This window comes from Chromobacterium sphagni (assembly GCF_001855575.1).
GTDB classification, from domain to species: Bacteria; Pseudomonadota; Gammaproteobacteria; order Burkholderiales; family Chromobacteriaceae; genus Chromobacterium; species Chromobacterium sphagni.
The window spans coordinates 822,325-849,298 of sequence record NZ_MKCS01000001.1; the positions used below are offsets into that span (position 1 = coordinate 822,325).

The following is a 26,974-nucleotide window of genomic DNA, read 5'->3' on the forward strand; positions in this document are numbered from 1 at the left end:
GCATTAGAATGATGGCATCATGGTATTAATGCCGGTGCGAGAACCAGATGGAGTTCAATGTGCAGCAATTGGAGCGGTCGAATCTGTATCAACTGCTGGTGGGGTGTATTCTGCCCCGGCCCATCGCCTGGGTCAGCACTCAGGACCTGAAGGGAGCGTGCAATCTGGCGCCGTTCTCGTTTTTCAATGTGATGAGCATCAACCCGCCGCTGTTGGGGATCAGCATACTCAAGCAGGCCTCGGAGCGGGACAAGGACACGCTGGCCAATATCCGTCTGACCGGCGAGCTGGTGGTCAACATCGTCAGTCAGCAACTGGCGGAGGCGATGAACGCCAGCTGCGGCGCCTATCCGGCGGATGTCGACGAATTCGAGCTGGCCGGCGTGGCCAAGGTGCAGAGCACAACTGTGAAACCGCCCGGAGTGGGCGAGGCGCCGGTGCGGCTGGAATGCACGCTGCACCAGTGCTTGACCTTCGGCCACGGCACCGGCGCCGGCAACCTGGTGTTGGCGGAGGTGCGGCATATACACGTGGCGGAACGGGTATGGCGCGACGGCGCGATAGACGATGTCGCGCTGCAAGCGGTGGGCAAGCTGGGCGGCGACCGCTACAGCCTGGGGCAGCCGGCCTTCAGCCTGAGCCGCCCTGAGCCGGGTTTACAGCGCGGCTAGGGTCTGGGCGGACAGATCGTCCAGCAGCGCGTAGCGGCGCTGGTATTCGGCGCGCTTCTTGCTGGCGATGTCGGTGATCGCCTTGCGCGCCAGCGTCAGCGGGATGCGGAAGAAGCGCTTGTTGTCGACGGTTTCCGCGTCCAGGGTTTCCCAGAAGCTGTCGTAGTCGGCGAAGAAATTGCGGCGGTAGCGCCAGGAACTGTAGATGTGCTCGCACTTGCCGACTGCCAGCACCTGGTCGGCGCCTACCCGGCGCGCCAACGTAGTCAGGGTTTCCATCGCCAGCCGCTTGGGGAACAGGCCATGCGCCAGCTTGGTGGCCTGTTGCACGCTTTCGGCGCCGTGCGGCTTGCTCGGCCCCTGCAGTCCGCCTATCACCACCACGACTTGATCGTTGCGGCGGGTCAGGGTGAAAGTCAGGGTGGCCAGCGGAACCTTGTCGGCATTGCACACCTGCAGCGACATTTCGCCTTCCTTGTCGAAGCTGTGCTGTTGCGTCAGCAGGATGTGCAGCTGGCCGTCGTTCTTGCCGGCCAGGGTGGCCAGCGGCAAGGGGCCGTTGGATAGCAACTGGCGGCGGGCTTGTTCGCCGAAGCGCTGCTCCAGCAATTGGTAATGCGTTTGCAATGCCTGCAGTTTGCCGCGCACGCTGAGCGTGCGGTACAGGTAGGGGCGGTGCAGCTTGCAGGCCAGGCGGGGGTTGCGCCGCAGGTAGGTCAGCAAGGCCTGCGAGCGGAAGGTGTCCAGCCAACGCAGGGTCCACGGCAGGGTCAACATGCTGCGGAAGACGAATTTGAAGCGGTTCTTGCCCTCGTCAAAGCCATCTCTCCGGGAAAACTCCCCGCTAGCCAGCGACCAGAACAGATCCACTGAGTTGATTACAGTCATGTGGAACCTCATTCTTAAGCTGGTCAGGATAAGTTAAATTCGCATAAGAAATTGTTAATAGTTGTTTAGTCTAGTGTGACTGTATGTGACGCAAAACCACTTTGTCATGATGGCCGGTGCCGTTTTGTTGCATAACGGGCAGGCGGATGCCCCATCTGCATGGGCTGAGCATGCCGGGAGGGGGCTGGGGTGGTTTCAGGCCCCAGGCGGGTCTTTGGGGCGCATCGAATGCAGCGCGGTTTTCTGCATTTCCAGCGTCTTGATCTGCATGGCCAGCACGCCCAGATTCATCGTCAACCAGCCTTCCACCACTTTGAGCTCGGCCAGCTTGCGGTCTATCTCTTCTTCTGACATCGGCGGTAGGAAGGCCTGCATGCCGGGCGGGGTGGCTTGCTGCCAGAATTGGCGGAACAGGGCGAAGGGATCGTTGTCTTGGCTCATGGCGGTTTCCTGGCAATAAAAAAACGGGCAAGCGCTGCTTGCCCGTTCAGTATAAGCCGGATGGCTCAGACGATCAGCACTGGGCGTCCACCGAGGCCAGCGCCACCATGTTGACGATGCGGCGCACCGAGGCGATAGGCGTGAGGATGTGCACCGGCTTGGCCATGCCCATCAGGATCGGGCCGATGGTCACGCCGTCGGACGCCGACACGCGCAGCAGGTTGTAGCTGATGTTGGCGGCTTCCACGTTCGGCATGATCAGCAGATTGGCCGAGCCCTTCAGCGTGGAGTCCGGCAGCGCCTGCTGGCGGATGCTTTCCACCAGCGCGGCGTCGCCCTGCATCTCGCCGTCGATTTCCAGCGTCGGCTGCGCTTCGCGGATCAGGTCGAATGCAGCGCGCATCTTCTGCGCCGACGCGGTGTTCAGCGCGCCGAAGCTGGAGTTGGACAGCAATGCGGCCTTGGGGGCGATGCCGAAGCGCTTGATCGACTCGGACGCCATCCTGGTGATGGCGGCCAGCTGTTCGGCGCTCGGCTCGGCATTGACGTAGGTGTCGGTGATGAAGATGTTGCCGGTCGGCAGGATCAGCGCATTCATCGCCGCGGCCACCTTGTCCTCGTTGGCGTAGCCCAGCACGTTCTCCAGGATGTCGAAGTGCTGGCGGTACGGGCCGTAGGTGCCGCAGATCAGTGCGTCGGCGTCGCCGCGGCGCACCATCATCGCGCCGATCAGCGTGGTGTTGCCGATCACGCGGCGGCGCGCCTGCTCCTGCGACACGCCCTTGCGCTTCATCAACTGGTAGTAGTCCTTCCAGTATTCGGTGAAGCGCGCGTCGGACTCGTTGTTGACCAGCTCGAAGTCCACGCCCGGGCGCATTTTCAGGCCCAGCTTCTCAATGCGCTTCTCGATCACCGACGGGCGGCCCACCAGGATGGGCTTGGCCAGACCCTGGGTGACGATTTCCTGGGTGGCGTGCAGCACGCGCTCGTCTTCGCCTTCGGTCAGAACCACCCGTTTCGGGTCTTTCTTGGCCTGCGAGAACACCGGCTTCATGAACAGGTTGGTCTTGTAGACGAACTGCGCCAGCTGGTCGGCGTAGGCGTCGAAGTCCTGGATCGGGCGGGTGGCCACACCGGATTCCATCGCCGCGCGGGCCACGGCCGGGGCGATCTTGACGATCAGGCGCGGGTCGAACGGCTTGGGAATCACATATTCCGGGCCGAAGGACAGCTCCTGGTCGCCGTAGGCGGAAGCCACCACGTCGTTCTGCTCGGCCATCGCCAGGTCGGCGATCGCGCGCACGGTGGCCAGCTTCATCTCTTCATTGATGGTGGTGGCACCCACGTCCAGCGCGCCGCGGAAGATGAAGGGGAAGCACAGCACGTTGTTGACCTGGTTGGGGAAGTCGGAACGGCCGGTGCCGATGATGGCGTCCGGACGCACTTCCTTCACCAGCGGCGGCAGGATTTCCGGTTCCGGATTGGCCATCGCCAGGATCAGCGGATCGCGCGCCATCGATTTGACCATGTCCTGGGTCACCAGGCGCGGACCGGACAGGCCCATGAAGATATCGGAGCCGGTCATCGCGTCGGCCAGCTTGCGCCAGCCGTTGTCGTCGATCGCGTAGCGCTGCTTGGACTCGTCCAGCTTCTCGTCGCGGCCGTGGTAGATCACGCCCTTGGAGTCGCAGACGGTGACGTTCTCGCGCTTCACGCCCAGCGCCACCAGCAGGTCCAGGCAGGCGATGGCGGCGGCGCCGGCGCCGGAGGCCACCACGCGCACTTCGCCGATTTCCTTCTTCACCAGGCGCAGGCCATTCAATACGGCGGCGGCGGCGACGATGGCGGTGCCGTGCTGATCGTCGTGGAACACCGGGATGCCCATGCGTTCGCGGCACTTCTTCTCGATGTAGAAGCACTCCGGCGCCTTGATGTCTTCCAGGTTGATGCCGCCGAAGGTGGGCTCCAGCGAACAGATGATGTCCACCAGCTTGTCAGGATCCAGCTCGTTGACTTCGATGTCGAACACGTCGATGCCGGCGAATTTCTTGAACAGCACGCCCTTGCCTTCCATCACCGGCTTGCTGGCCAGCGCGCCGATGTTGCCCAGGCCCAGCACCGCGGTGCCGTTGGTGATCACGGCCACCAGGTTGCCGCGCGCGGTGTACTTGTAGGCGTTGAGCGGGTCTTCGACGATGGCGTCGCAGGGGGCGGCCACGCCGGGGGAGTAGGCCAGCGCCAGATCGCGCTGGGTGGTCAGCGGCTTGGTCGGCGATACCTGGATCTTGCCCGGGGTTGGGAACTGGTGAAATTCCAGCGCGCTTTGGCGCAGTTGCTCGTCCATTCGCAGGCTCCTGATGAGAGATGTTCTTTTGTTGGATGTAAGGGAGATTTAGCCTCGCATTATAAGACTTATGCCAGGTGCGGGCTATGCCGTGTCAGACAAAAAACGCGATGGGCGAGCCCATCGCGTCGGCATGTTTCCTGTGCTGAAATTTCAATTCATCATGCCCAGCATCCGCGGCAGCCACAAGGAGATTTCCGGGATGAAGGTTACGGCCAGCAGGAAGCCCAGCATGGTCAGCAGCCATGGCCACACCGCCACAGTCAATTCGCTTATCCCCATCTTGGTGATCCCTGAGGCGACGTAAAGGTTCAATCCTACCGGCGGGTGGCACATGCCGACCTCCATGTTCACCGCGATCAGGATGCCGAAGTGGATGGGATTGACTCCCAGCTTCACCGCCACCGGATACAGGATGGGCGCCATGATCAGCACGATGGCGGAAGGGTCCATGAAGTTGCCGGCCGCCAGCAGCAGGATGTTGGTCAGCAGCAGGAAGGCGACAATGCCGAAGCCCTGGCTGGCCATCCAGGCCGCCATGTTCTGCGGAATCTGCTCCGACGCCATCAGGAAGGAGAACAGCACCGCGTTGGTGATGATGTACAGCAGCATCGAACTCATCGACGCGGCGTTGATCAGCACCTTGGGCACATCCTTCAGGCTCATGTCCTTGTAGACGTACACCGCGATCACGAAGGCGTACACCGCGGCCATCGCCGCCGCCTCGGTCGGGGTGAAGATGCCGGTGTAGATGCCGCCGATCACCAGCACCATCAGCAACAGCCCCCACACGCATTCGCGGAAGGCCAGCCAGCGCTCCTTCCAGCTGGCGCGCGGCAGGCGCGGGTAGTCGAACTTCTTGGCGCGGTACCAGGTGGTGGCGCCCAGCAGCGCCGACAGGCACAGCCCGGGCAGCACGCCGGCCATGAACAGCTGGCCGACCGAGGCGGTGGACACCGGGTTGCCGTCCGGCCCGGTGACGTTCATGCCGGCGGTGGCGATGCTGAACATCACCAGATTGATCGACGGCGGGAACAGGATTCCCAGCGCGCCGGAAGTGGTGATCACGCCGGCGCCGAAGCGGGCCGGGTAGCCCTGTTTCAGCATCGCCGGCAGGATGATGGAGCCGACCGCCACCACGGTGGCGACGGAAGAGCCGGTGATGGCGGCGAACAGCGCGCACGACACCACGCCGGCCAGCCCCAGCCCGCCGTACCAATGGCCGACCAGCGTGGTGGCGAAGCGTATCATCCGCCGCGCCACGCCGCCGTGCATCAGGAAGTTGCCGGCCAGGATGAAGAAGGGGATCGCCATGATCTCGAATTTTTCTATCCCGGTGAACAGCTTGAGCGCCACCGAAGTGATCGGCACGTCGGTCATGGTGAACAGGAAGGTGAGGACGGTCAGGCCCAGCGAGATGGAGATCGGCATGCCGGTCAGCATCAGCGCCAGCAGCAGGCCGAAGATGATCAGCGCGCTCATGGTCGGCCTCCTTGTTTGTCGCGCGGGTGCAGATTGTCCAGCGCCTCGTCGCCTTCCAGGCCGTCGACATGGCCGTGGTCGTGCTTGGGCAGCGCGCCGGTCCTGACGAAATTCCAGGCCACTTGCAGGAAGCGGAAGCACATCAGGCTGGAGCCGGCGGGTATGGCCAGATACACCAGCCACATCGGCGCTTCAAGATCGGGCGAAGTCTGATCGGTGTGGCCGATCTCCCAGACGAAATTGCCGCCCATCACCGCCACCGCGCCGGTGAACAGCGCGCCGGCCAGCAGGCCGAACACGATGAAGTAGCCGCGGGTCTTGGCGGGCAGGCGGTTGATCAGGACATCCACGCCGACATGGATGCCGGTGCGCACGCCGTAGGCGGCGCCGAACTTGGCCATCCATACGAACAGATAGGTGGTGAGCTCCTGCGCCCACGACAGATTGATGTGGGCGAGGTAGGGTTGCAGGGTGGGAATGCCCGAGCCGTAGCGGTGCAGCACGGCGACGAAAGTGATGAGGGTGGCGGCCCCCATCAGACAGGCAATCATCCACTCCTCGAGGTGGTCGAGGAACTTGAGCATGACAGTCTTTCCTAAGCGCGGGAGTGGGGCCGGACACGCGGAGGGTCCGGCCATGGCGCGCGGCGCGTCAGGCGCCGCGCCGCGGCGGCTCCTTACTTGCTGGGGGTGAAACCGGTTTCCTTGTAGATCTGCTTGAGCAGGTCCGGGCCGATGCGGGCAGCCATCTTCTGGTGCACCGGGGCCAGCGCCTTCTTGAACGCATCGCGCTCCTGCGGCGTCGGGACGTACACCTTGGTCTTGCCGGAGGCCCTGATCGCGGCCACCGCCCTTTCGTTTTCCTGCTTGGCGATCTGGTTGGCGTAGACGGTGGCGTCGGCGACCGCGCTGTCCAGCTGGCCGCGCACGTCGGCTGGCAGGCCGTCCCAGAACTTTTTGTTGACGATCAGCGCATAGCCGAGGAAGCCGTGCTGGGTCAGCGTCAGGTTCTTCTGCACCTCATAGGCCTTGCTGGTGTAGAGGTTGGAGGCTTCCAGCTCGGTGCCGTCCACCACGCCGGTCTGCAGCGCCTGGTACACTTCGGAGAAGGCCATCACCTGCGGCAAAACCCCCAGCGTGCGCATTTCCTCTTCCAGCACTTTCGACGACTGAATGCGGATCTTCATGCCCTTGAGGTCGGCGGGGGTGCGGATGGGCTTGTTGGCGGAGAAGTTCTTGAAGCCGTTGTCCCAGTAAGCCAGGCCCTTGATGCCCTTGCTCTCCAGCTTGCCCAGCAATTGCTTGCCGATCGGGCCGTGCATCACCTTGTTGACTTCGTCGTAGTTGTCGAACAGGTAGGGCAGGTCGAACACCTCGAATTCCTTCACCCCCAGCGGGCCGAACTTGGCCAGGCTGGGCGCCAGCATCTGCACCGCGCCCAATTGCAGCGCTTCCAGCTCTTCCTTGTCCTTGTACAGCTGGCTGTTGGGATAGACCTGCACCTTCACCCGGCCGTGGGTGCGCTGTTCGGCCAGTTTCTTGAAGTATTCTGCGGCCTTGCCCTTGGGGGTGTCCGGCGACACCACATGGCTGAACTTGATGACGATTTCGCCGGCGGCCTGGGCGAAGCCGGACAGGGTGAGGCTGGCGCAGATGGCCAGCGCAGCATGCTTCAGTTTCATGAAAATGTCTCCAATGACTTTGTAGCTTTAGTTATGTATGCAAAACCCGGTTATACCGATGTTATTTTGCATAAAGTAGAAGCTCTAGCCCCGCCTGGCCATTAGGGAATTCCTGCATGCCGTTTTTCGCTGCGGCGCCGGGTGGGCTTGGTATCATCCGGAATCCTCTCCCTAGATGTGACGTCCATGGCCGTATTCGATACCCGCATCCGCCGCGCGCCGCGCCTGTTGTGGCTGAGCGTCAGCCTGGCGCTGATCGCGCTGCTGCTGGCGCTGTGCAGCCTGAGCTATCTGGTGTATCGCGACTGGCGCGACGAGCAGCAAGACAACCTGATCCAGGAGGTGCTGTGGCTGGAGCAGTCGCTGCGCATGCATCTGGAAGGGCATCAGGAATGGGGCGACAACCTGGCGCGCGATATCGCCGCGGGCAAGGTGGACAGCCGGCGCTTCGCCCATCTGGCGGCGTTTTACATGCGGGAAAATCCCGAGCTGGTGACGATAGAACGGGTGGACCCGCAGCATCAGGTGCAATGGGACCCGCACGGCATCCGCCGCGATCGCCGCAGCCTGGGACCGGCCGAGTTCGACGGACTGTGGCGCGCGTCGCGCCTGTTGCGCTCCAGCTACGGCGCGCCGTACCAGGGCGGCGACGGCAAATACCGTTTCGATTTGGCGGTCCCCATCGTGCGCGACGGCCAGCTCTTGGCCGGCCTGCGCTTCTCCTACCAACTGGACGCGCTGCTCTACCACCAGGTGCCGTGGTGGATCGCATCGAAGAACTACATCAGCATTCTCGACCTGGGCGGCAAGACGCTGGCGCAGAAGTTCGACGCCGCCGAGCATCCCGGCAACATCTCGCACCAGACCAGCTTCGACCCGCCCGGCTACGGCCTCTATCTGCGCGCGGTCAGTTACCGCAGCGGTCTGGGACTGACGCTGCCGGTGTTGACCGGGGTGATTGTATTGTTGCTGCTCACGCTGTGGTACGCGGTGTGGCGCATCCGCCGCCACATGCGCGAGCGCGCGCTGGCGGAGCAGAGGCTGGCCAAGGAGGTGTCGCTGCGCCAGGCGATAGAGGATTCGATGAAGAGCGGCCTAGTGGCGATCGGCCTGGAGGGCGAAATCGTCCGCGTCAACCGCGCCTTCTGCGACATGCTGGGCTTCTCGCAGGACGAGCTGGTGGGCAGCTACCCGCCGCATCCGTTCTGGCCGTTGGATCAGCACGGCGTGCTGGCCGAGGCGATGGACGCGGTGCGCGACAACCGCCAGCCGGAGCTCGGCTTCGATCTGACGCTGATGCGCAAGCGCGGCGACATCCTGGTGGTGCGCTTGTTCGCCACGCCGCTGGTGGAGGAGGACGGCAGCCAGCGCGGCTGGATCGCCTCGATGTTCGACATCACCGAACGCCAGCGCCAGCGCATGGCTCTGGGAGCCGCCCACCGCCGCTTCCTCACCGTGCTCAACGGCCTGGCCGCCGGCGTCTGCGTGGTGGACGAAAGCAGCGCCCAACTGTTGTACGCCAATCCCGGCTTTGCCGAGTTGTGGCTGGTGGGCGACGCCGACGCGCCGTGTTGTGTGCTGCTGCCTGGCCTGACGGCCGGAATGGCGGGTGAGGAGATTGGCCAGGAATTCATCTTCACCGGCGACCAGCGCTGCCTGCTGATCCGCCGCCGCCGCATCGAATGGGTGAATGGCGAGGCGGCCTGGCTGGCGATACTCAGCGACGTCACAGCCGACAGGCGGCGCGAAGAGCGCGAGCAAGCGCAGCAGGAGCGTTTCCAGAACACCGCCCGGCTGATCGCGATGGGCGAGATGGCCTCGACGCTGGCGCATGAGCTCAACCAGCCGCTGACCGCCATCAATACCTACGCCGCCGGCGTCAGCCGCCGCCTGCCGGAGCAACTGGAGCTGCCGGCCGGGGTGCGCGACGCCATCCACGCCATCGCCGAGCAGTCGCGGCGCGCGGCGCAGATCGTCAGCAGCATCCGCGCTTTCGTCAAAAAACACGAGCCGCAACTGGAGCGGGTGGAGCCGGCGCGGGTGGTGCTGCGGGCGCTGAGCCTGGCTGAGCCGCTGGCCGCCAAGCACGGCGTCAGCCTGCAACTGGAGCCGGACCGCCGTTCCTGCCTGCTGGACATGGACCCGGTGCTGATTGAGCAGGTGCTGCTCAACCTGATGAAAAACGCCATCGAGGCGCTGGTGGAGGCCGAGACGCCGTCGCCGTCGGTGCAGCTGCATACCTGCGTAGGCGACGGCAAGTGGCGGGTGGAGGTGGTGGACAACGGTCCCGGCCTGGCCGCCGGCATGCAGGACAACCTGTTCACGCCGTTCTACTCCACCAAACCGGAAGGCATGGGCATCGGTCTCAACATCTGCCGTTCCATCGTGGAATTCCACCGCGGCGAGTTCGGCGCGGTCAGCAGCCCGGCCGGCGGCTGCGTGTTCTGGTTCAGCCTGCCGCAGGCGGGCAGGGCGGTTGAATGAAAATGCCAATGCGATTTTCTTTGTCGCAATAAGGGCGTTGCTGCATCGCGCGGCTCTGGACGAAGCATGCTCAAGCCTTGAGGGAAGCTTAGGCGCGTGCCGCCATTACCGGCATGCCCAGCCGCTTGAAGGTATTCAGAGTTGCACTGCGGATATGAGCCTTTGCCGTCTGGCGCTCGGGTTTATATGAGGCTAGCCGGTCACCCAACAATTTGAAGCGCAGCATTGTCGTTCCGCTCAAACTGCGGCGACGATAGTTGTTCCAGTTCTTTCAGAACCGCCTGTCCAGGTAGCGGATCGCGGCCAACGTGGCATTACGCGTTTGGGTAAAATCCGCATCCTCCTACTGTATGGCATGCGCGCTCTCTAGCCGGCCACTTCGGGGATATTTCGCGGCCAGTGCTACTGGACGCATGTCTTGCCGCTCAAACTGGCCAGACATGCGACGCGGCACGTGCCGCGCCGCATGCTTGTTGACGCCGGCGCGATCGGCAGTGCCGGCCTTATGCCGTCTCGCGCAGGGTTTTGGCCGCGGCCACCATATTCGTCAAGGCCGGGATCACTTCCGCCCAGGCGCGGGTCTTCAGGCCGCAGTCGGGGTTTACCCACAGGCGCTCGGCCGGGATGCGCTCGGCGGCCTTGCGCATCAGCTGCACGATATGCTCCTGCGTCGGGATGTTAGGCGAGTGGATATCGTACACGCCGGGACCGATCTCGTTCGGATAGTTGAAGTTGTCGAAGGCGTCCAGCAGCTCCATGTCCGAGCGCGAGGTCTCGATGGTGATTACGTCGGCGTCCATGTCGGCGATCGACTTGATGATGTCGTTGAACTCCGAGTAGCACATATGGGTGTGCACCTGGGTTTCGTCGCGCACGCCGTTGGCGGTGATGCGGAACGACTCCACCGCCCAGTTCAGGTACTCCTGCCATTGCGATTTGCGCAGCGGCAGGCCTTCGCGCAGCGCCGCCTCGTCGATCTGGATTACCCGCACGCCGGCCTTTTCCAGGTCGAGCACTTCTGCGCGGATCGCCAGCGCCAGCTGGTAGCACGATACCGAACGCGGCTGATCGTCGCGGACGAAGGACCAGTTGAGAATGGTGACCGGGCCGGTCAGCATGCCCTTCATGGGCTTGGCGGTCAGCGATTGCGCGTACCGGATCCACTCGACGGTCATCGCCTTCGGGCGGCTGATGTCGCCGAACAGGATGGGCGGCTTCACGCAACGCGAACCGTAGGACTGCACCCAGCCGAATTGGCTGAAGGCGTAGCCGTCGAGCTGTTCGCCGAAGTATTCCACCATGTCGTTGCGCTCGGCTTCGCCGTGTACCAGCACGTCGAGTCCCAGGGCTTCCTGCTCGCGCACGCTGCGGGCGATTTCGGCCTGCATCGCGGCCTGGTAGCCGGCTTCGTCCAAGGCTCCGCTCTTGAACTGGCTGCGGGCCTGGCGGATCTCGGCCGTCTGCGGGAAGGAGCCTATCGTCGTGGTCGGGTAGGCCGGCAGCTTCAGCAACTGGGCCTGTTTTGCCGCGCGTTGCGCATAGACGCTGCCGCGCTGTCCCAATGCCGCGTCGATCTTGCCCAGCGCGGCTTTGACCGCGGGGTTATTGACGCGCGGCGAGGTGCAGCGCGCGGCAATGGCGGCCTGGTTGGCGGAGAGTTCGCTGCGCACCGCATCGCGCCCGGTGTTCAGGGCGGTGGCCAGCACCGTCAATTCATCCAGCTTTTGCAGGGCGAAGGCCAGCCAAGAGCGAATGTCGCCATCGAGCTTCTGTTCGCTGTCCAGATCCACCGGCACGTGCAGCAGCGAGCATGAGGGCGCGATCCACAGCCGCTCGCCCAATTGCCTGGAGATGGGTTCGAGCCAGTCCAGCGCGCTGGACAGATCGGTCTTCCAGATGTTGCGGCCATTGATGACGCCGAGCGACAGCACCTGGTCCGCGGCAAGTTGCGCGAGGACGCGGTCGACTTCGGCGCGCGCATTGATGGCGTCGATATGCAGGCCCTGAACCGGCAGTTGGCAGGCCAGCGGCAGATTGTCTTGCAGTTGGCCGAAATAGCTTGCCAGCAGCAGCTTGACTTTGCCGGTGTTCAGCGCGGTGTAAGCGGTCTGGAAAGCTTTCTGCCAATCGCAGTCCAGTTCGGTCACCAGCGCGGGCTCGTCGATCTGCACCCATTCGACGCCCTGCTTCGCCAGTTCCGCCAGCAATGCGGCGTAAACCGGCAGCAGGCGCGGCAGCAAGGCCAGCCGGTCGGAATCGTCCTTGGCTTTGCCCAGCCAGAGGTAGGTTACCGGCCCGATCAGCACCGGCTTTGCCTTCACGCCCAGGCTGCGCGCTTGCGCCAGCTGCTCGAGCAGGCGCGAGGCGTCGAGCGAGAACTCGGTCGCGGCGCTGAACTCCGGCACGATGTAGTGATAGTTGGTATCGAACCATTTGGTCATTTCGCCGGCGGCGACGCCGCCGCAGCAAGCGGCGTGCTCTTCGGCGCTCTCGGCCGAACGGCCGCGCGCCACGCGGAAATAGTTGTCCAGCGCATCACCGTGGAAGCCACGCACCCTTTCCGGCAGATTGCCGACGGTGAAGCTGATGTCGAGCACCTGGTCATAGAAGGAGAAATCGCCGACCGGCACATGATCCAGCCCGGCCTGGTTTTCCCAATGGCGCTGGCGCAGCTGTGCGCCGACCGCCTTAAGCTCCTCGCGCGAGGACTGGCCTTTCCAGTAGGACTCGAGAGCGAACTTCAGCTCGCGTTTGGCTCCGATGCGGGGGAAGCCCAGGTTATGCGTAAATGCCATGATTTCTCCTTCGCTTAATAACTTAAAGTAGCACCATCGTAGAGCGGCCTATCCATGAAGGAAAATGGTATTGTTTCATTCATCAATGAATATATTTCATGTAAAATGCCGCATGGCCATTCTTGAACGCATCCATCTGGCGATCATCCGCGCGGTCGACCAGCACGGCTCGCTCACCGCCGCCGCCGAACAGCTGCACCTGACCCAGTCCGCGCTAAGCCATACCGTGCGCAAGCTGGAAGATCAGCTGGGCGTGGCGATTTGGCGCCGGGAGGGACGCAGCCTCCAGCCGACCCAGGCCGGCGAATACCTGCTGGCCGTCGCCAACCGGCTAGTGCCGCAGCTGGCCCACGCCGAAGAGCGGCTCAAGCAGTTCGCTCTGGGAGAGAGCGGCGCGCTGCGCATCGGCATGGAATGTCATCCCTGCTATCAGTGGTTGCTGAAGATCGTCTCGCCCTACCTGGCTTCTTGGCCGACCGTCGATGTCGACGTAAAGCAGAAATTCCAGTTCGGTGGCATCGGCGCGCTGTTCGGCTACGAGATAGACATGCTGGTCACCCCGGACCCGCTCTTCAAGCCGGGGCTGCGCTTCGTGCCGGTGTTCGATTATGAACAGGTGCTGGTGGTGGGGCCTGGACATCCGCTGCGCGATGTCGCGCATGCCAAGCCGGAACATCTGATCGAAGAAACGCTGATCACTTACCCGGTCTCGATAGACCGGCTAGACATCTATACTCAGTTCTTGATGCCGGCGGGCATCCGCCCAAAGCGGCACAAGCCGATCGAAACCACCGACATCATGCTGCAGATGGTGGCCAGCGGCCGTGGCGTCGCCGCCCTGCCGCGCTGGCTGGCGGAGGAATATGCCGCCAAACTCGACGTCGCCGCCGTGCGGCTGGGACGCCATGGCATCGCCAAGCAGATCTTCCTCGGCATTCGCGAGACCGATGCCGACATCGACTATATCGGCGCCTTTATCCAATTGGCCCGCGCGCATCAGGAACACACGCGGAAAACGACATGAACGACTTCAAACGCCAATCTTTGCCGCTGCCCAACGGACAAGACAAGGTATTGCTGCATTCCTGCTGCGCGCCGTGCAGCGGCGAAGTGATGGAGGCCATGGTCGCCTCCGGGATCGACTTCACGATCTTTTTCTACAACCCCAATATCCATCCGCTCAAAGAGTACGAACTGCGCAAGAACGAGAACATCCGCTTTGCCGAGCAGTTCGGCGTGCCGTTTATCGACGCCGACTATGACCGCGACAACTGGTTTGAACGGGCCAAGGGCATGGAGCACGAGCCGGAACGGGGCATCCGCTGCACCATGTGCTTCGACATGCGCTTCGAGCGCACCGCGCTGTACGCGCACGAGCATGGCTTCCCGGTCATCAGCAGCTCGCTGGGAATTTCGCGCTGGAAAGACATGAACCAGATCAACGACTGCGGCCATCGCGCCGCAGCCCGCTACCCCGGCCTGAGCTATTGGGACTACAACTGGCGCAAGGGCGGCGGCTCGGCGCGCATGATAGAAATCAGCAAGCGCGAAAACTTCTACCAGCAGGAATATTGCGGCTGCGTGTATTCGCTGCGCGACAGCAACAACCATCGCGTATCGCTGGGACGCGAGCGGATCAAGCTGGGCGTGCTCTTCTATGGCCAGGAGAAAGTCTGATCAGGTTGGGGCTAGGCTGATATCTTCCGGAACTTGCCGGTGGTATGACCGTTTACCTCTAAGGCGTCCTGGCTACGTGCCGAAAGCGCGATAACACGGGTTTGTGTGAACGTGGCGGGCTCGCTTATGTTTTCCCATGGGCTTTTCTCATCGCCCGCCATTTCCGCAGTATTCTTCTTCACGCGGCATGAGGCAGTCGAACCTGCGCCAGGCAAGCTTCTCCCTGCACGGCGTTTTTGCTGGGGCGCTTTGCGTCTTGGCCAACTGCCGTTTCCGAGCTGTGGAGGTTGTTCCGGCAGTAGGGCGGCTCGAAACAAGCCAGGGCCGTGTGGCGTGGACTGGATGATTCCGCCGAGCGCTTGGGTTAGGGCGGCGCCGAAAGCGCTAGTCCTGCCTCAGCGTTGCTATCACCAATGCCACGGCGCGCGATGCCTGGCGGCGGCTGGTGTAATAGAGATGGTATCCGACATGGGTGGGAAACCAGTCCTTCAGCACCCAGGCCAGCCGTCCAGCATCGACGTGGGCTTCGACCAGCTCTTTGGGCAGATAGGCCAGGCCCAGGCCCCCCAGCGCGGCATCGAGCATCTGGTAAGTGGAGCTCAGCACCAGTTGCCCATCCACGCGCACTTGCAACTCGCGCGCGCCATTGCGCAACTCCCACGGCATCAAGGACTCATGGGTAGGCAGCCGCAGATTGATGCAGTTGTGCCGCGTCAGGTCCTGAGGCGTTTCCGGTGCGAGGCGGTCAGCCAGGTAGGCCGGCGCGGCCACGATGGCCATCGTCATGTCCGGACCGATGCGTGCGGCAATCATGTCTTTTTCCACCTGGCCGCCCAGGCGGATGCCTATGTCGTAGCCTTGCTCGGCGATATTGACCAGTCCATAGTCATTGCTCAACTCGATGCGCAGATCGGGATACTGCCGCAGCAAGGGGTGCAGCCGCGGCCACACATAGGTGTTGGCGGCGTAATCCGTTGTGGTGATGCGCACCGTGCCGCTGGGACGGTCGCGTAATTTGCGCAGCGTTTCGAGTTCTCGATCGATTTCCTCAAGCCGCGGGGCGATGGCGGCCAGCATGCGGCGGCCGGCCTCGGTAAGCGCCACGCTGCGCGTGGTGCGGGTAAACAGCAATAGCCCCATGCGCGCCTCTAGCGCCCGGATGGTGCGGCTGGTTGCCGATTGCGAGAGGCCTAGCTGCGCTGCCGCGCGGGTGAAGTTGCGCTCGCGGGCCACAGTGATGAAGGTCAGCAGGTCGTTCAGGTTTTCTCGAATCATTCATGCTCCATGGCATAAGCGCATGCCGATTCTGCCAGCTTATCGGCGTCGGCGGCATTCTATAAAGTATTCACCACTGAGACGCTACCGTATCGGCGCCGCCAATCATCGTTTTTGATCAGGAAAATTCGCCATGGAACTGAAGCGCGCAGGTTCGCAGCCTTCGATACAAGGATCAGAAGATTATTTCACCGGCACCGTGCGCATCGACCCGCTCAACGCTCCGCCAGAACCGGCCCGGGTATCGGTGGCTAGCGTGACGTTCGAGCCGGGCGCGCGTTCGGCATGGCATACCCACCCCTTGGGGCAGACGCTGATCGTGACCGCTGGCTGCGGCTGGACCCAATGCGCGGGCGGGTCTATCGTCGAAATCCGCGCGGGCGACGTTATCTGGTGTCCGCCGGGCCGCAAGCATTGGCATGGCGCGTCGGCAACCACCTCGATGACCCACATCGCGGTGCAGGAGTCGCTCAACGGCAAGAATGTGGAGTGGCTGGAGAAAGTGACCGACGAGGAATACATGGTCGGCCCGACCGGCTCTGCCCATTCTCATAGCCATGCTTGACCGGCGCCGCGATACGGAGAATACGTTATGAGCGGCACCACGCAAGCAGGCCCCAGCCTGGAGGCTATCCGCAGCGTCGCCCCGGCGCTGGCACACTTTACCGAGACCGCCGTCGGCGGACTGTGGGATCGCCCCGAGTTGAGCCGGCGCGACCGCAGCATGGTCACGCTGGCCGCGCAGATCGCGTGCAACCAGACCGGCCAGTTGGGCGGCACTCTGGATTACGCGCTCGCCCACGAAGTGAGGCCGGGAGAAATCGCCGAGGTACTGATCCATCTGGCGTTTCATGCCGGTTGGGGCAACGCCATGGCCGCGGTGTCGCCGGTGCGCGACGCGTTTGCGCGCCATCAGGTCAACCCGGCCGACGGACCTTGCCTTGCTGCCCTTGAACGAAGCCGCCGAAGCGCAGCGCGCGGCCAATGTGCAGGACAATTTCGGCGCGGTGGCGCCGGACGTGGTGCGCAATACCGCCGACCTGCTATGCCGCAATCTGTGGCTGCGTCCGGCGTTGGCTCCGCGCGACCGCAGCTTGGTTACGGTCAGCGCGCTGGTGGCGGCTGGCCAGGTTGCGCAGATTCTCTACCATCTGAACCGTGCCATGGACAATGCTCTGACCCAGGCCCAGGCGGCTGAAGCGCTGACGCAGCTGGCGTTCCATGCCGGCTGGCCGCATGTGTTCTCCGCCATGCCGGCGTTCAAGGAGGTCTTTGCCAGCCGGGCGCAATGATGCGGCGCGGTGAAAACGCCGCGCGCCTGATCTTGATCGCTGCCTTGATTGCCGGCTGTCTATTCGCATGCGTTTGCGGCTGGTCTGTTGCCGCCGTTTCCGTCGGCATTCTGCGGCGATGCCGGATTGGCGTTTGCCAAGGTCGGCAGATGTCGGCAAGACCGCCCCGCGCGGAGTGTGCCGTTTCAGGGGAACGCTTGGGTTCCCACTGGCATTCGATGGTTCGTCTTTCCCATTCTTCCGAATATGATTTCGGCATTTTTCTGCGTAGAATCAGACTCCTGCACCCGCTGGGCGACTCCTATCCGATGTCGGGGCTGGTCTCTGTCAAATCCGTGCGTGCCGGTTCCGGCACGCAAGCGCAGGAGAGTCATCGTGTCAAAACCGTTCATCGCCCGAGGCGCAGCCTTGCTCGCCCTGGCCTGCCAATTGCCAGGCGCGCATGCGGCTGCCGGCTATCAGGCGCTGGTGCAGCGCACCGCATACGGCATTCCGCACATCACCGCCAGCAATGAAAGAAACCTGGGATACGGCGTCGGCTATGCCTACGCGCAAGACAATTTCTGCCTGCTGGCCGAGGAGATTGCCACCGCGCGCGGCCAGCGTTCGCGTTATTTCGGCATGTCTGGCAGCTATGACAGCCCGGACAGCGAACCGATACCCAATACGCTCAGCGATTTCTATTACGCGTTTTTGAATTCGGATCAGGCCGTCGGGGCCAGTTACAATCGCCAGCCCGGCGAGGTGAAGAACCTGATCGACGGCTATGCGGCCGGGGTCAACCGCTATCTGCGCGAGACCGGTGTTGGCAGCCTGCCGACGGCTTGCCGAAACCAGCCGTGGGCGCGGCCGCTGGAGGGCCTGGACCTGATCCGCATGATGCGGCGTTACGCGGTGACATCGTCCGGCGCGCAATTCATCGCGGCGCTGCAGGCGGCCGCGCCGCCGGCGCCCGGCGCTGCGCGCCAGTTGCGGCTGCCGTCCGCCGGGGAGCCGCTGCGCGGCTTGTACGGCAGGCAGCGCAATAGCCGGCATATGGGTTCCAACGCCATCGCGCTGGGACGCGAGGCCACCCAGTCTGGCGCGGGCATGCTGTATGCCAATCCGCATTTTCCGTGGACCGGCGCTTACCGGTTTTACGAGCAGCACCTGACCATACCCGGCAAGGTCGATGTGATGGGCGTCTCTCTGGGAGGGCTGCCGCTTGTCAACATAGGTTTCAACCGCGCCGTCGCCTGGACCCATACCGTCAACACCTCGCAGCATTTCACCCTGTTTGCTTTGCATCTGGTGCCGGGAGACCCGCTGCGCTATGTCGTCGACGGCGAGGTCAAACCATTGAAGCCCGCCACGGTGAGCATTGTCGGCCGCGACGCCAATGGCGCATACCGCACGCTGAAACATACTTTCTACCTGAGCGAGCTGGGGCCGATCGTGGCGCTCCCGGGACAACTGGATTGGGATGGCGCCACCGCTTATGCGCTGGCCGACGCCAATCAGGCCAACGATCGGTTGCTGGATGCCTGGTGGCGGATGAGCCAGGCCGGCTCATTGCCGGCGCTGCGCGCCGTAGTGGAGTCGACGCTGGGCTTGCCATGGGTGCATACGCTGGCGGTGGACCGGGCCGGCAGCGTTTATTTCGGCGATATCACCGTGGTGCCCAATGTCGACAAGGCCAAGCAAGACGCCTGCGTGCCGGCAGCGGCGCGCCCGCTGCTGGGCCAGGGCGTGATGGTGCTGGATGGCGGCAGCGCCGCTTGCCGCTGGGGCAATGCCGCGGGAACGCCGCAACCGGGCATTTTTGCTGCCAGGGATCTGCCTGCCATCACGCGCAGGGACTTTGTCCAGAACAGCAACGACAGCGCCTGGCTGACCAACCCCGCGCAGCCGCTGACCGGCTACCCCGATATCGTCAGCGCGGCCGGCAAGGAGCTGAGCGCGCGCACTCGCTACGGCTTGCAGGAAATCCAGGCGCGGCTGGGAGGGCGCGGCTGTGGCCGTTTCTCCGTGGCCGGCGTGCAGGCGATGGGGCTGGCCAACCGATCTTACTATGCGTCCTTGCTGCTGGATGATCTCAACGGGCTGTGCCGGACATCCGGCGCCGGCCAGGCGCCCGCGGACGCTTGCCGGGTGTTGGCCGGTTGGGATGGCAAGGCGGAGCTGGACAGCGTGGGCTGGCCGCTGTTCCAGGCCTGGAGGGAGCAGATGAACGGCAGCGGCGTGGATTACTGGACGCAGGCTTTTGATTCCGCCCGCCCGCTGGATACGCCGCGCGGCCTGCGCATCGGCGATCCGGCCGTCGCCGCCGCCGCCCGTACCGCGCTGTTCAATGCGGTCAAGGCCTTGAAGTTAGCCGGCATCGATTATGCCAAGCCCTGGGGCGATATCCAGGTGGCGGTGCGCGGCGCGCGGCAGATTCCCATCCACGGCGGCGGCGGGGAGGACACCTACAATGTCATCGAAAGCAGCCCGTTGGGCAATGGCGAGCTCAATCCCGGATTCGGCTCCTCATTCGTGATGACGGTATCGTTTGAAACCGGCATGCCGCGCGCGCAGGCTTTCCTCACCTATTCGCAGTCCAGCAATCCCGACTCGCCGCATTACGGCGACCAGACCGAGCGCTTCAGCCGCAAGCAGTGGATCAGTCTGCCATATACCCAGGGCGAGATCCGCCGCGATCCGGCGTATTCCTTCCGCTGGCTGAGGGAGTAGTCCGGGCGCAGGTGAAAAATTGCCGGGAAACGCGCAAGCGTTTTCCCGGCACTGTGGTTCCGCGGCGGCCCGCACGCCATGCATGGGATTAGCGGCCAGGGTTCAGGCCGGCGTCTTCACGCTTACTTCAGCTGCCAGTCGGTGACCTTTAGCACCGCCGCATCGGCGTTTTTCAGATCGGTTTCGCCAATGCCCAGCAAGGTGCTCCATTGCTTGACGCGGTTCTTGCCGTTGGGCGGCTGGTTGTAGTCGTTGGTGTCCACAATCTTGCTGCGCTGCGCATAGAAGCTGGTCATGAAGGTTTTTTCGTCGGAGCTGCTGCCGGAGCGGGACAACACGCCGGCCAGCGTGCCGGAGTCGCCGCTGGCACCTTGATTGAGCGCGGTGTCGACGAAGGCGCCTATCGTCAGCGCGGTGCTGAAGCCGCGCTGGCGGGCCTGCTGGATGCTGAATTTGATATAGACGTTGTAGAAGGTGTGCCACATCGCCTCGCGCCAGGCGGCGTTGCTCTGCAGCGCGCCTATCTTGCCGCAGAAGGTTTTCTTGTCGTCGCTGATCTTGAGGATGGCACCCTGCATCGAGCCGTGCGCGCCGGCGCGGTTCAGGCCGCCGATGATGGAAGGATTGGCGGCGCCGCTGGCGGCGTCGAACTCCTTGAATAGCGCCGGGCCGTCCGGGCCGCCGTCGTTGGGGCCGCCGGTAGTGGCGCCGAAGATGCCGATGGTGAAACCGCGCCTGTCGCCGATGTCCTCGCAATAGCCGTAGAACTTGGTCCAGTCCAGCGAATCCTGCTCCGGCTTGTTGATCAGCTTCATGATGTTGTCCCACTGCTCGCCGTCCAGACCGGTGTTGGTCTTGAGAAATTGCAGCGTGGCCGGCGAGAAGTTGGCGTCGTGGTCGGATGTCTTGGCGGCGGTTTTCGCCGCGGGCCGGCAATTGGCGCCGGCGATCCAGGGCTGGCCGCCATTGGCGGAGGCCCCGGCGGACGGGATATTGCCCTGGGTCCAGTAGGCGGCGGTGTAGTTGACGCCGTCGCGGCTGGCCGCGCCGCCGGCGGAGTAGGCCGTGGCGCGGTTCCAGGCGGGGCTACAACTCTCCATCCGGGCGGCCTGCCTGGCGGGAGCGCCCGCGCTGGAGCCTTGGGCGGAGGCCTGGCCTGCCAGGGCCAGTGCGCCAACAGCGGATAGGCAGGTCAACATGATCTTGGACATATTTCTTGCGGTTGCGTTTTCCAAAGTATTCTCCGAAACGGCTGAAGGGAAGTGTTTTCGAGGCTGAGCCCCGGGTGAGACAATTTCCGTTGCGACATCGGAACTGCGGATAAAGCGTGAAGCGCCGGAAATAAGCTGATGCAGGCAATATGAGGCATTTATATGTCAATTGAATTATTTGCGCAACTCGTCTGTACAACTGTTGCAAGAATATAACGGTTTGATTTGAAAAATACTTTCCTTGAATTGACTGACCGCTTCGTGCGGTCTGGTTGGCATTGGTCCAGAGCGCCGGTTTTCGCTGCAGATGGTTTAGCGTCGCGCCGGCTATATTGAACTGATGCATGCGTAATGTTTTGCGGCGGCATGGCGGCGCAGAAGCGCTGACAGAGTCTTTAATCGGGTGAACAGTTCATGAATGGCGCCAGGTGGACCGATACGGCGACGCCGGCTGGCCAAGGCGATGCCAGGCGTGTGGATAAGGCGAGGACGCTGGCATTGCATCCGGCCATGTCGCCGTCCCGGGCGATGCGGGTGGTAGCGGCGGAATGCCTGCGCCATCTGCAGGCCAATCTGCCGGGCGCGCGGCTCGGTGCGGACCGGGAATTTGTTCATCAGGCGCGGGTGGCGCTGCGCCGGCTGCGCTGCGCATGGAAGATATTGCCTCCCAGCACCAGGGCGCTGGCCAGGAGCGGCATCGCCGAAGATCTGAAGTGGCTGGCATCCGTGTTGGGCCAGGCGCGCGATCTGGATGTGCTGCTGGATGAAACCCTGCCGGCGATTGAGGCCGCGGCGGATGAGGCTATCGGTTTTGACGCGCTCCGGCGCGCATTGCGGCTGCGCGCCGATGTTTGTCGGCGGGAAGCGCGCGCGGCGTTGGACTCCGCTCGCTGCGCGGGGCTGCTGTCGTCCCTGCAGGCCTGGCTGGATGAAAAAGCAGAGGCTGAGGGCGATGGCCGACTGCTGCCGTTTGCCCAGCAGGTTTTGCGCGGGCAGCGGCGTCGGCTCTGCCGGCTGGCGCGCGGCTGGAAAATATTGAATCCGGAACAGCGGCACGATCTGCGCAAAGAGGCCAAGACCCTGCGCTACGCGGCGGAGTTCTTTGCCTCTTTATACGGGGACGGCGAGGTGTCGCGTTATCTGTCCCGCTTGCAGCATGTGCAGCAGGGGCTGGGCGAAATGAACGATGGCGTGGCCGCCCGGCGTTTGCTGGCGCAGTGTCGGGCGGAGGGGGATGGCGAATTGGCGCGGGCGGCAGGCTTTGTCGATGGCTGGTTGGCCCATGCCGCGAGCCAGGCCAAGGGGCGGCTGGGACAGGCGCTGGAACGCCTGGAGCAAGCCGGCCGCTTTTGGTGAGGCCAGCGCTCAGGCGCGAGCGATGCTGGCTCCGCCATCCGCGAACAAGGCCGCGCCGCTGGTCAAACCGGACAGATCGGCTGCCAGATACAGCACCGATTTGGCAATCTCGGCCGAACTGGCCAGCCGTCTCAGCGCGTGCAGGTTTTCCACCCAGGCTCGCTGTTCCGGTGTTTGCATGCGGCTTGTCCCATCTCGGTGTCCGTGCCGCCGGGTAGCAGCGCGTTCACCCTCAATCCATGCGCGCCGTATTCCGCCGCCAGCGATCTGGCCAGGCCCACCAGCGCGGCATAGGCGGCCATGCCGGGCAGGCCTAGGGCGTGGCCGACAAATGATGAGGTGAAGATCAGCGAGGTGTTTTCTCGCTGCACCATGGCCGGGATCTGGTATTTGGCGCAGAGAAAGGCGCTGGTGAGATTACTGTCCAGCGTCTGCTGCCAGTCCGCCAGCGCGAGATCCGGCAGGCTGCCCAGCGTGCCCAGCGCGCCGGCATTGTTGAAGGCGATGTCCAGTCCGCCAAAGCGACCAAGCGCCAGTGATACCGCCTCCTTGGCGCAACGCTCATCGCTGGCATCCGCTGCCAGTGCGATAGCGCTTCTCCCGCGGCGGAAATCTCGTCCACCAGTCTGTCCAGTAAAGCAGCGCGGCGCGCCACGCCACGGCGACAATGTTGGACCTTCGCTGGCGAACAGTTTGGCTGTGGCGCGGCCTATGCCGGAGCTGGCGCAGGTGATGATGGCGGTTTTGTGGTTCAGCAGGCCCATGTTTTGCACCCTTATATATGGTGTGGTCGAGCCGTCAGTGTCGGCGATGGCGGCTTGCCCGGCATTCCGATTCTTGCCGACCTGTGTGGTCGCGGTCCGGCTAGGCGCATTGGCTGCTTTGGATCCGGAGGCGTCGCGCCAAGCCTGATGGGGAGTGGCCGCACCTGTCTAAAAGACCCTTGCTGTCGTCCTGGCCGCCTCGCCGTTATGCGCACCTGCCCGCGGATCAGGTCTGAAGTGGAACGGCCGCCATCCCTAGGGACGGCGGCCGTGTGTTTTTCGGCGCAGCCGGACTCAGATTCAATCCTTGTGCGCGTGGTCGACCGGCTCCAGTACCGTCTCGCGGGCTTCCGGCAGCAAGTCCGGGTAATCGCGGCTGTAGTGCAGGCCACGGCTTTCTTTGCGCAGTAGCGCGGAGCGGACGATCAGCTCAGCGGTCTGCACCAAGTTGCGCAACTCGATCAGGTCGTTGCTGACATGGAAGTTGCTGTAGTACTCGTCGATTTCGCCTTTCAGCAAGTCGATCCGGTGCAGCGCGCGCTGCAGCCGCTTGTTGGTGCGGACTATGCCGACATAGTCCCACATCGCGCGGCGCAGTTCGTCCCAGTTGTGCGAGATCACCACCTCTTCGTCTGGGTCGGTGACGCGGCTGTCGTCCCAGGCAGGAATCGCCGGCAGCTTGATCTTGTCGGCCGCCAGGATGTCCGCCGCCGCCGCCTTACCTATCACCAGGCATTCCAGCAGCGAATTGCTGGCCAGGCGGTTGGCGCCGTGCAGGCCGGTGCTGGCCACTTCGCCCACCGCGTAAAGTCCGGCCACGTCGGTGCGGCCGGCCAGGTCGGTGACGATGCCGCCGCAGGTGAAGTGCACCGCCGGCACTACCGGTATCGGCTGCTGGGTAATGTCTATCCCCAGCTCCAGGCAGTGGGCATAGATATTGGGGAAGTGATCCTTGATGAACTGCGCCGGCTTGTAGGAAATGTCCAGGTAGACACAGTCCAGGCCGTGTTTCTTCATTTCAAAGTCTATTGCGCGCGCCACCACGTCGCGCGGCGCCAGTTCCGCGCGCGGATCGTGTTGCGACATGAAGCGGGTGCCGTCCGGCAGCTTCAATATGCCGCCTTCGCCGCGCACCGCTTCGGAAATCAGGAAGGACTTGGAATGCGGGTGGTACAGGCAAGTGGGGTGGAACTGGATGAATTCCATATTCCCCACCTTGCAGCCGGCGCGCCAGCCCATGGCGACGCCGTCGCCGGTGGCGGTGTCCGGATTGGTGGTATATAGGTATACCTTGCCGGCGCCGCCGGAAGCCAGGATGGTGTGTTGGGCGGCGATGGTCACCACCTCGTCGCTGTTCTTGTCCAACGCGTATACGCCGTAAGCCTGCTTGCCCGGCTGGCCCAGCTTGGCCGAGGTGATCAGGTCTATCGCGATATGGTGTTCCAGCTCGGTGATGTTGGGATGGGCCTTGATCTTTTGTCCCAGGGTGCTTGTCACGGCGGCGCCGGTGGCGTCGGCGGCATGGATGATGCGGCGGTGGCTGTGGCCGCCTTCGCGCGTCAGGTGATAGCCGGTCTGGTGTTCGTCATCGCGGGTGAACGGCACGCCCAGCTTGATCAGCCAGTCGATCGCTTCTTTGGAGTGCTCGACGATGAAGCGGGTAGTGCCTTCGTTGCACAGTCCGGCGCCGGCGATCAGGGTATCGCGGATATGGTCTTCCACCGAGTCCTCGGTATCCAGCACCGCGGCGATGCCGCCTTGCGCATAAGTGGAATTGCCCTCCAGCAGATCGCGCTTGGTGATTAGCCCCACTTTGCGCTTTTCCGCCAGATGCAGCGCCAGCGTCATGCCGGCCAGACCACTGCCAATAATCAGAACATCAAACTTGAGCATATTTTAGAGTGTCCACGGCAGGCACCACGTGTGCCATATGCATGGGAGCGTAGCAGAATCGCCTGTTGGCGCGTAGCCATGGAGTTGTTTTCAGCGGGGTGTCGCAGTGAACTGTGGCAAATTTCTTGCCGTATCGGACAGACTATGAAAATTCTTTCCAGCCCAGTTTCATTGCACATCAATGACTTGGGTGGGTGGGTGCCGGTTTTTTGCATTTCATCCGGCAAAAGGTGTTGACGAGGGTGGGGCGCGGCGGTATAGTTCGCCTCCTCAGCTGACGCAGCGAACGAAACAAGCCGAACGAAACAGGTTCCGGCGGTGTTCGAAGCGGCCGGCACTGCTCTTTAACAGAACGAATAACCGATAGGTGTAAGTGCTTGGCGAAAGCCAAAAACTTGCACTGCAAGAGACAAGAAATACTTGTTTTATTTCTTTGAACTTGCGTGCCAGAAAATTTGCTATGAGATTGAACTGAAGAGTTTGATCCTGGCTCAGATTGAACGCTGGCGGCATGCTTTACACATGCAAGTCGAACGGTAACAGGGAGCTTGCTCCGCTGACGAGTGGCGAACGGGTGAGTAACGCATCGGAATGTACCGTGTAATGGGGGATAGCTCGGCGAAAGCCGGATTAATACCGCATACGCCCTGAGGGGGAAAGTGGGGGACCGTAAGGCCTCACGTTATACGAGCAGCCGATGTCTGATTAGCTAGTTGGTGAGGTAAGAGCTCACCAAGGCGACGATCAGTAGCGGGTCTGAGAGGATGATCCGCCACACTGGGACTGAGACACGGCCCAGACTCCTACGGGAGGCAGCAGTGGGGAATTTTGGACAATGGGCGCAAGCCTGATCCAGCCATGCCGCGTGTCTGAAGAAGGCCTTCGGGTTGTAAAGGACTTTTGTTCGGGAGGAAATCCCGCTGGTTAATACCTGGCGGGGATGACAGTACCGGAAGAATAAGCACCGGCTAACTACGTGCCAGCAGCCGCGGTAATACGTAGGGTGCAAGCGTTAATCGGAATTACTGGGCGTAAAGCGTGCGCAGGCGGTTTTGCAAGTCTGATGTGAAAGCCCCGGGCTCAACCTGGGAACGGCATTGGAGACTGCAAGACTAGAGTGCGTCAGAGGGGGGTAGAATTCCGCGTGTAGCAGTGAAATGCGTAGAGATGCGGAGGAATACCGATGGCGAAGGCAGCCCCCTGGGATGACACTGACGCTCATGCACGAAAGCGTGGGGAGCAAACAGGATTAGATACCCTGGTAGTCCACGCCCTAAACGATGTCAATTAGCTGTTGGGGGTTTGAATCCTTGGTAGCGTAGCTAACGCGTGAAATTGACCGCCTGGGGAGTACGGCCGCAAGGTTAAAACTCAAAGGAATTGACGGGGACCCGCACAAGCGGTGGATGATGTGGATTAATTCGATGCAACGCGAAAAACCTTACCTGCTCTTGACATGTACGGAACTTGCCAGAGATGGCTTGGTGCCCGAAAGGGAGCCGTAACACAGGTGCTGCATGGCTGTCGTCAGCTCGTGTCGTGAGATGTTGGGTTAAGTCCCGCAACGAGCGCAACCCTTGTCATTAGTTGCCATCATTAAGTTGGGCACTCTAATGAGACTGCCGGTGACAAACCGGAGGAAGGTGGGGATGACGTCAAGTCCTCATGGCCCTTATGAGCAGGGCTTCACACGTCATACAATGGTCGGTACAGAGGGTCGCTAAGCCGCGAGGTGGTGCCAATCTCATAAAACCGATCGTAGTCCGGATCGCACTCTGCAACTCGAGTGCGTGAAGTCGGAATCGCTAGTAATCGCAGATCAGCATGCTGCGGTGAATACGTTCCCGGGTCTTGTACACACCGCCCGTCACACCATGGGAGTGAGTTTCACCAGAAGTGGGTAGGCTAACCGCAAGGAGGCCGCTTACCACGGTGGGATTCATGACTGGGGTGAAGTCGTAACAAGGTAGCCGTAGGGGAACCTGCGGCTGGATCACCTCCTTTCTAG

18 protein-coding genes, 1 rRNA gene and 2 pseudogenes are annotated in these 26,974 nt (G+C 62.8%); 10 read left to right on the forward strand and 11 right to left on the reverse strand.

All coding sequences use genetic code 11. From position 1 onward, the window contains the following. Positions 1-47 precede the first annotated feature (47 nt). Positions 48-671, forward strand: coding sequence for a flavin reductase family protein (locus tag BI347_RS03980; RefSeq protein ID WP_071111061.1), 624 nt, complete (start codon positions 48-50; stop codon positions 669-671). Here the strand turns inward: BI347_RS03980 and BI347_RS03985 are convergent. The 6 genes from BI347_RS03985 to BI347_RS04010 all read right to left on the reverse strand — a co-directional run bounded on the left by BI347_RS03985 (position 657) and on the right by BI347_RS04010 (position 7,507). Then, a complete protein-coding gene (locus BI347_RS03985; protein WP_158020726.1) occupies positions 657-1,559 on the reverse strand; it encodes a VirK/YbjX family protein in 903 nt (300 codons plus the stop codon). The two genes, BI347_RS03980 and BI347_RS03985, sit on opposite strands and share 15 nt — an antisense overlap. Positions 1,560-1,754: 195 nt before the next feature. Continuing rightward, positions 1,755-2,000, reverse strand: a complete 246-nt coding sequence (locus tag BI347_RS03990; RefSeq protein WP_071111059.1) for a PhaM family polyhydroxyalkanoate granule multifunctional regulatory protein — start codon at positions 1,998-2,000, stop codon at positions 1,755-1,757. 73 nt (positions 2,001-2,073) lie between these two features. Further along, the gene (locus BI347_RS03995) at positions 2,074-4,344 is read right to left on the reverse strand and encodes an NADP-dependent malic enzyme (RefSeq protein WP_071111058.1); all 2,271 of its coding nucleotides are present in this window, start codon (positions 4,342-4,344) and stop codon (positions 2,074-2,076) included. 153 nt (positions 4,345-4,497) lie between these two features. Further along, positions 4,498-5,826: a TRAP transporter large permease gene (locus BI347_RS04000; RefSeq protein WP_071115352.1), complete on the reverse strand. Its 1,329-nt coding sequence runs from the start codon at positions 5,824-5,826 to the stop codon at positions 4,498-4,500. Next, positions 5,823-6,410: a TRAP transporter small permease gene (locus tag BI347_RS04005; protein WP_071111056.1), complete on the reverse strand. Its 588-nt coding sequence runs from the start codon at positions 6,408-6,410 to the stop codon at positions 5,823-5,825. The genes BI347_RS04000 and BI347_RS04005 overlap by 4 nt, the downstream gene beginning before the upstream one ends. A gap of 92 nt (positions 6,411-6,502) precedes the next feature. Then, positions 6,503-7,507 (reverse strand): TRAP transporter substrate-binding protein, encoded by a 1,005-nt coding sequence (locus BI347_RS04010; RefSeq protein WP_071111055.1) that lies wholly within the window; start codon positions 7,505-7,507, stop codon positions 6,503-6,505. A gap of 186 nt (positions 7,508-7,693) precedes the next feature. Here BI347_RS04010 and BI347_RS04015 point away from each other — a divergent pair, with 186 nt between their 5' ends. Next, positions 7,694-9,991 carry a PAS domain-containing sensor histidine kinase gene (locus BI347_RS04015; RefSeq protein WP_071111054.1) on the forward strand — a complete coding sequence of 766 codons (2,298 nt, stop codon included), beginning with the start codon at positions 7,694-7,696 and terminating at the stop codon, positions 9,989-9,991. 503 nt (positions 9,992-10,494) lie between these two features. On the opposite strand, the gene metE is transcribed toward BI347_RS04015, so the two are convergent. Then, positions 10,495-12,786 (reverse strand): 5-methyltetrahydropteroyltriglutamate--homocysteine S-methyltransferase, encoded by a 2,292-nt coding sequence (gene metE / locus BI347_RS04020; protein ID WP_071115353.1) that lies wholly within the window; start codon positions 12,784-12,786, stop codon positions 10,495-10,497. Positions 12,787-12,898: 112 nt separating this feature from the next. On the opposite strand from metE, the gene BI347_RS04025 reads away from it, so the two are divergent. Both BI347_RS04025 and BI347_RS04030 read left to right on the forward strand, forming a co-directional pair. Continuing rightward, positions 12,899-13,810 carry a LysR family transcriptional regulator gene (locus tag BI347_RS04025; RefSeq protein ID WP_071112008.1) on the forward strand — a complete coding sequence of 304 codons (912 nt, stop codon included), beginning with the start codon at positions 12,899-12,901 and terminating at the stop codon, positions 13,808-13,810. Continuing rightward, positions 13,807-14,463 carry an epoxyqueuosine reductase QueH gene (locus BI347_RS04030; protein ID WP_071115354.1) on the forward strand — a complete coding sequence of 219 codons (657 nt, stop codon included), beginning with the start codon at positions 13,807-13,809 and terminating at the stop codon, positions 14,461-14,463. Before BI347_RS04025 ends, BI347_RS04030 begins: the two co-directional genes overlap by 4 nt. 384 nt (positions 14,464-14,847) lie before the next feature. Here BI347_RS04030 and BI347_RS04035 read toward each other — a convergent pair whose 3' ends face one another. Then, positions 14,848-15,738, reverse strand: coding sequence for a LysR family transcriptional regulator (locus tag BI347_RS04035; RefSeq protein ID WP_071115355.1), 891 nt, complete (start codon positions 15,736-15,738; stop codon positions 14,848-14,850). A gap of 133 nt (positions 15,739-15,871) precedes the next feature. Here BI347_RS04035 and BI347_RS04040 point away from each other — a divergent pair, with 133 nt between their 5' ends. The 4 genes and pseudogenes from BI347_RS04040 (at position 15,872) to BI347_RS04050 (ending at position 19,742) form a co-directional block, all read left to right on the forward strand. Next, positions 15,872-16,303: a (R)-mandelonitrile lyase gene (locus BI347_RS04040; RefSeq protein ID WP_071115356.1), complete on the forward strand. Its 432-nt coding sequence runs from the start codon at positions 15,872-15,874 to the stop codon at positions 16,301-16,303. A 27-nt stretch (positions 16,304-16,330) separates the two neighbouring features. Next, positions 16,331-16,618, forward strand: a pseudogene (locus BI347_RS24940) (carboxymuconolactone decarboxylase family protein); the annotation flags it as partial. A 61-nt stretch (positions 16,619-16,679) separates the two neighbouring features. Further along, positions 16,680-17,030: a carboxymuconolactone decarboxylase family protein gene (locus BI347_RS24510; RefSeq protein ID WP_206600304.1), complete on the forward strand. Its 351-nt coding sequence runs from the start codon at positions 16,680-16,682 to the stop codon at positions 17,028-17,030. A gap of 375 nt (positions 17,031-17,405) precedes the next feature. Beyond that, positions 17,406-19,742 carry an acylase gene (locus BI347_RS04050; RefSeq protein ID WP_158020728.1) on the forward strand — a complete coding sequence of 779 codons (2,337 nt, stop codon included), beginning with the start codon at positions 17,406-17,408 and terminating at the stop codon, positions 19,740-19,742. A gap of 122 nt (positions 19,743-19,864) precedes the next feature. On the opposite strand, the gene BI347_RS04055 is transcribed toward BI347_RS04050, so the two are convergent. Continuing rightward, complete coding sequence (locus BI347_RS04055) at positions 19,865-20,953, reverse strand: chitosanase (protein ID WP_071115358.1); 1,089 nt, start codon at positions 20,951-20,953, stop codon at positions 19,865-19,867. Between the two features lie 414 nt (positions 20,954-21,367). Between BI347_RS04055 and BI347_RS04060 the strand changes: the two genes are divergently transcribed. After that, positions 21,368-22,309, forward strand: a complete 942-nt coding sequence (locus BI347_RS04060) for a CHAD domain-containing protein (protein WP_083338689.1) — start codon at positions 21,368-21,370, stop codon at positions 22,307-22,309. Positions 22,310-22,318: 9 nt separating this feature from the next. Here BI347_RS04060 and BI347_RS04065 read toward each other — a convergent pair. Together BI347_RS04065 and nadB are read right to left on the reverse strand one after the other, a co-directional pair. Next, positions 22,319-23,073, reverse strand: a pseudogene (locus BI347_RS04065) (SDR family oxidoreductase). A gap of 300 nt (positions 23,074-23,373) precedes the next feature. After that, complete coding sequence (gene nadB, locus BI347_RS04070; RefSeq protein WP_071111046.1) at positions 23,374-24,966, reverse strand: L-aspartate oxidase; 1,593 nt, start codon at positions 24,964-24,966, stop codon at positions 23,374-23,376. A gap of 468 nt (positions 24,967-25,434) precedes the next feature. Here nadB and BI347_RS04075 point away from each other — a divergent pair. Continuing rightward, a 16S ribosomal RNA gene (locus BI347_RS04075) occupies positions 25,435-26,970 on the forward strand. Positions 26,971-26,974 lie beyond the last annotated feature (4 nt).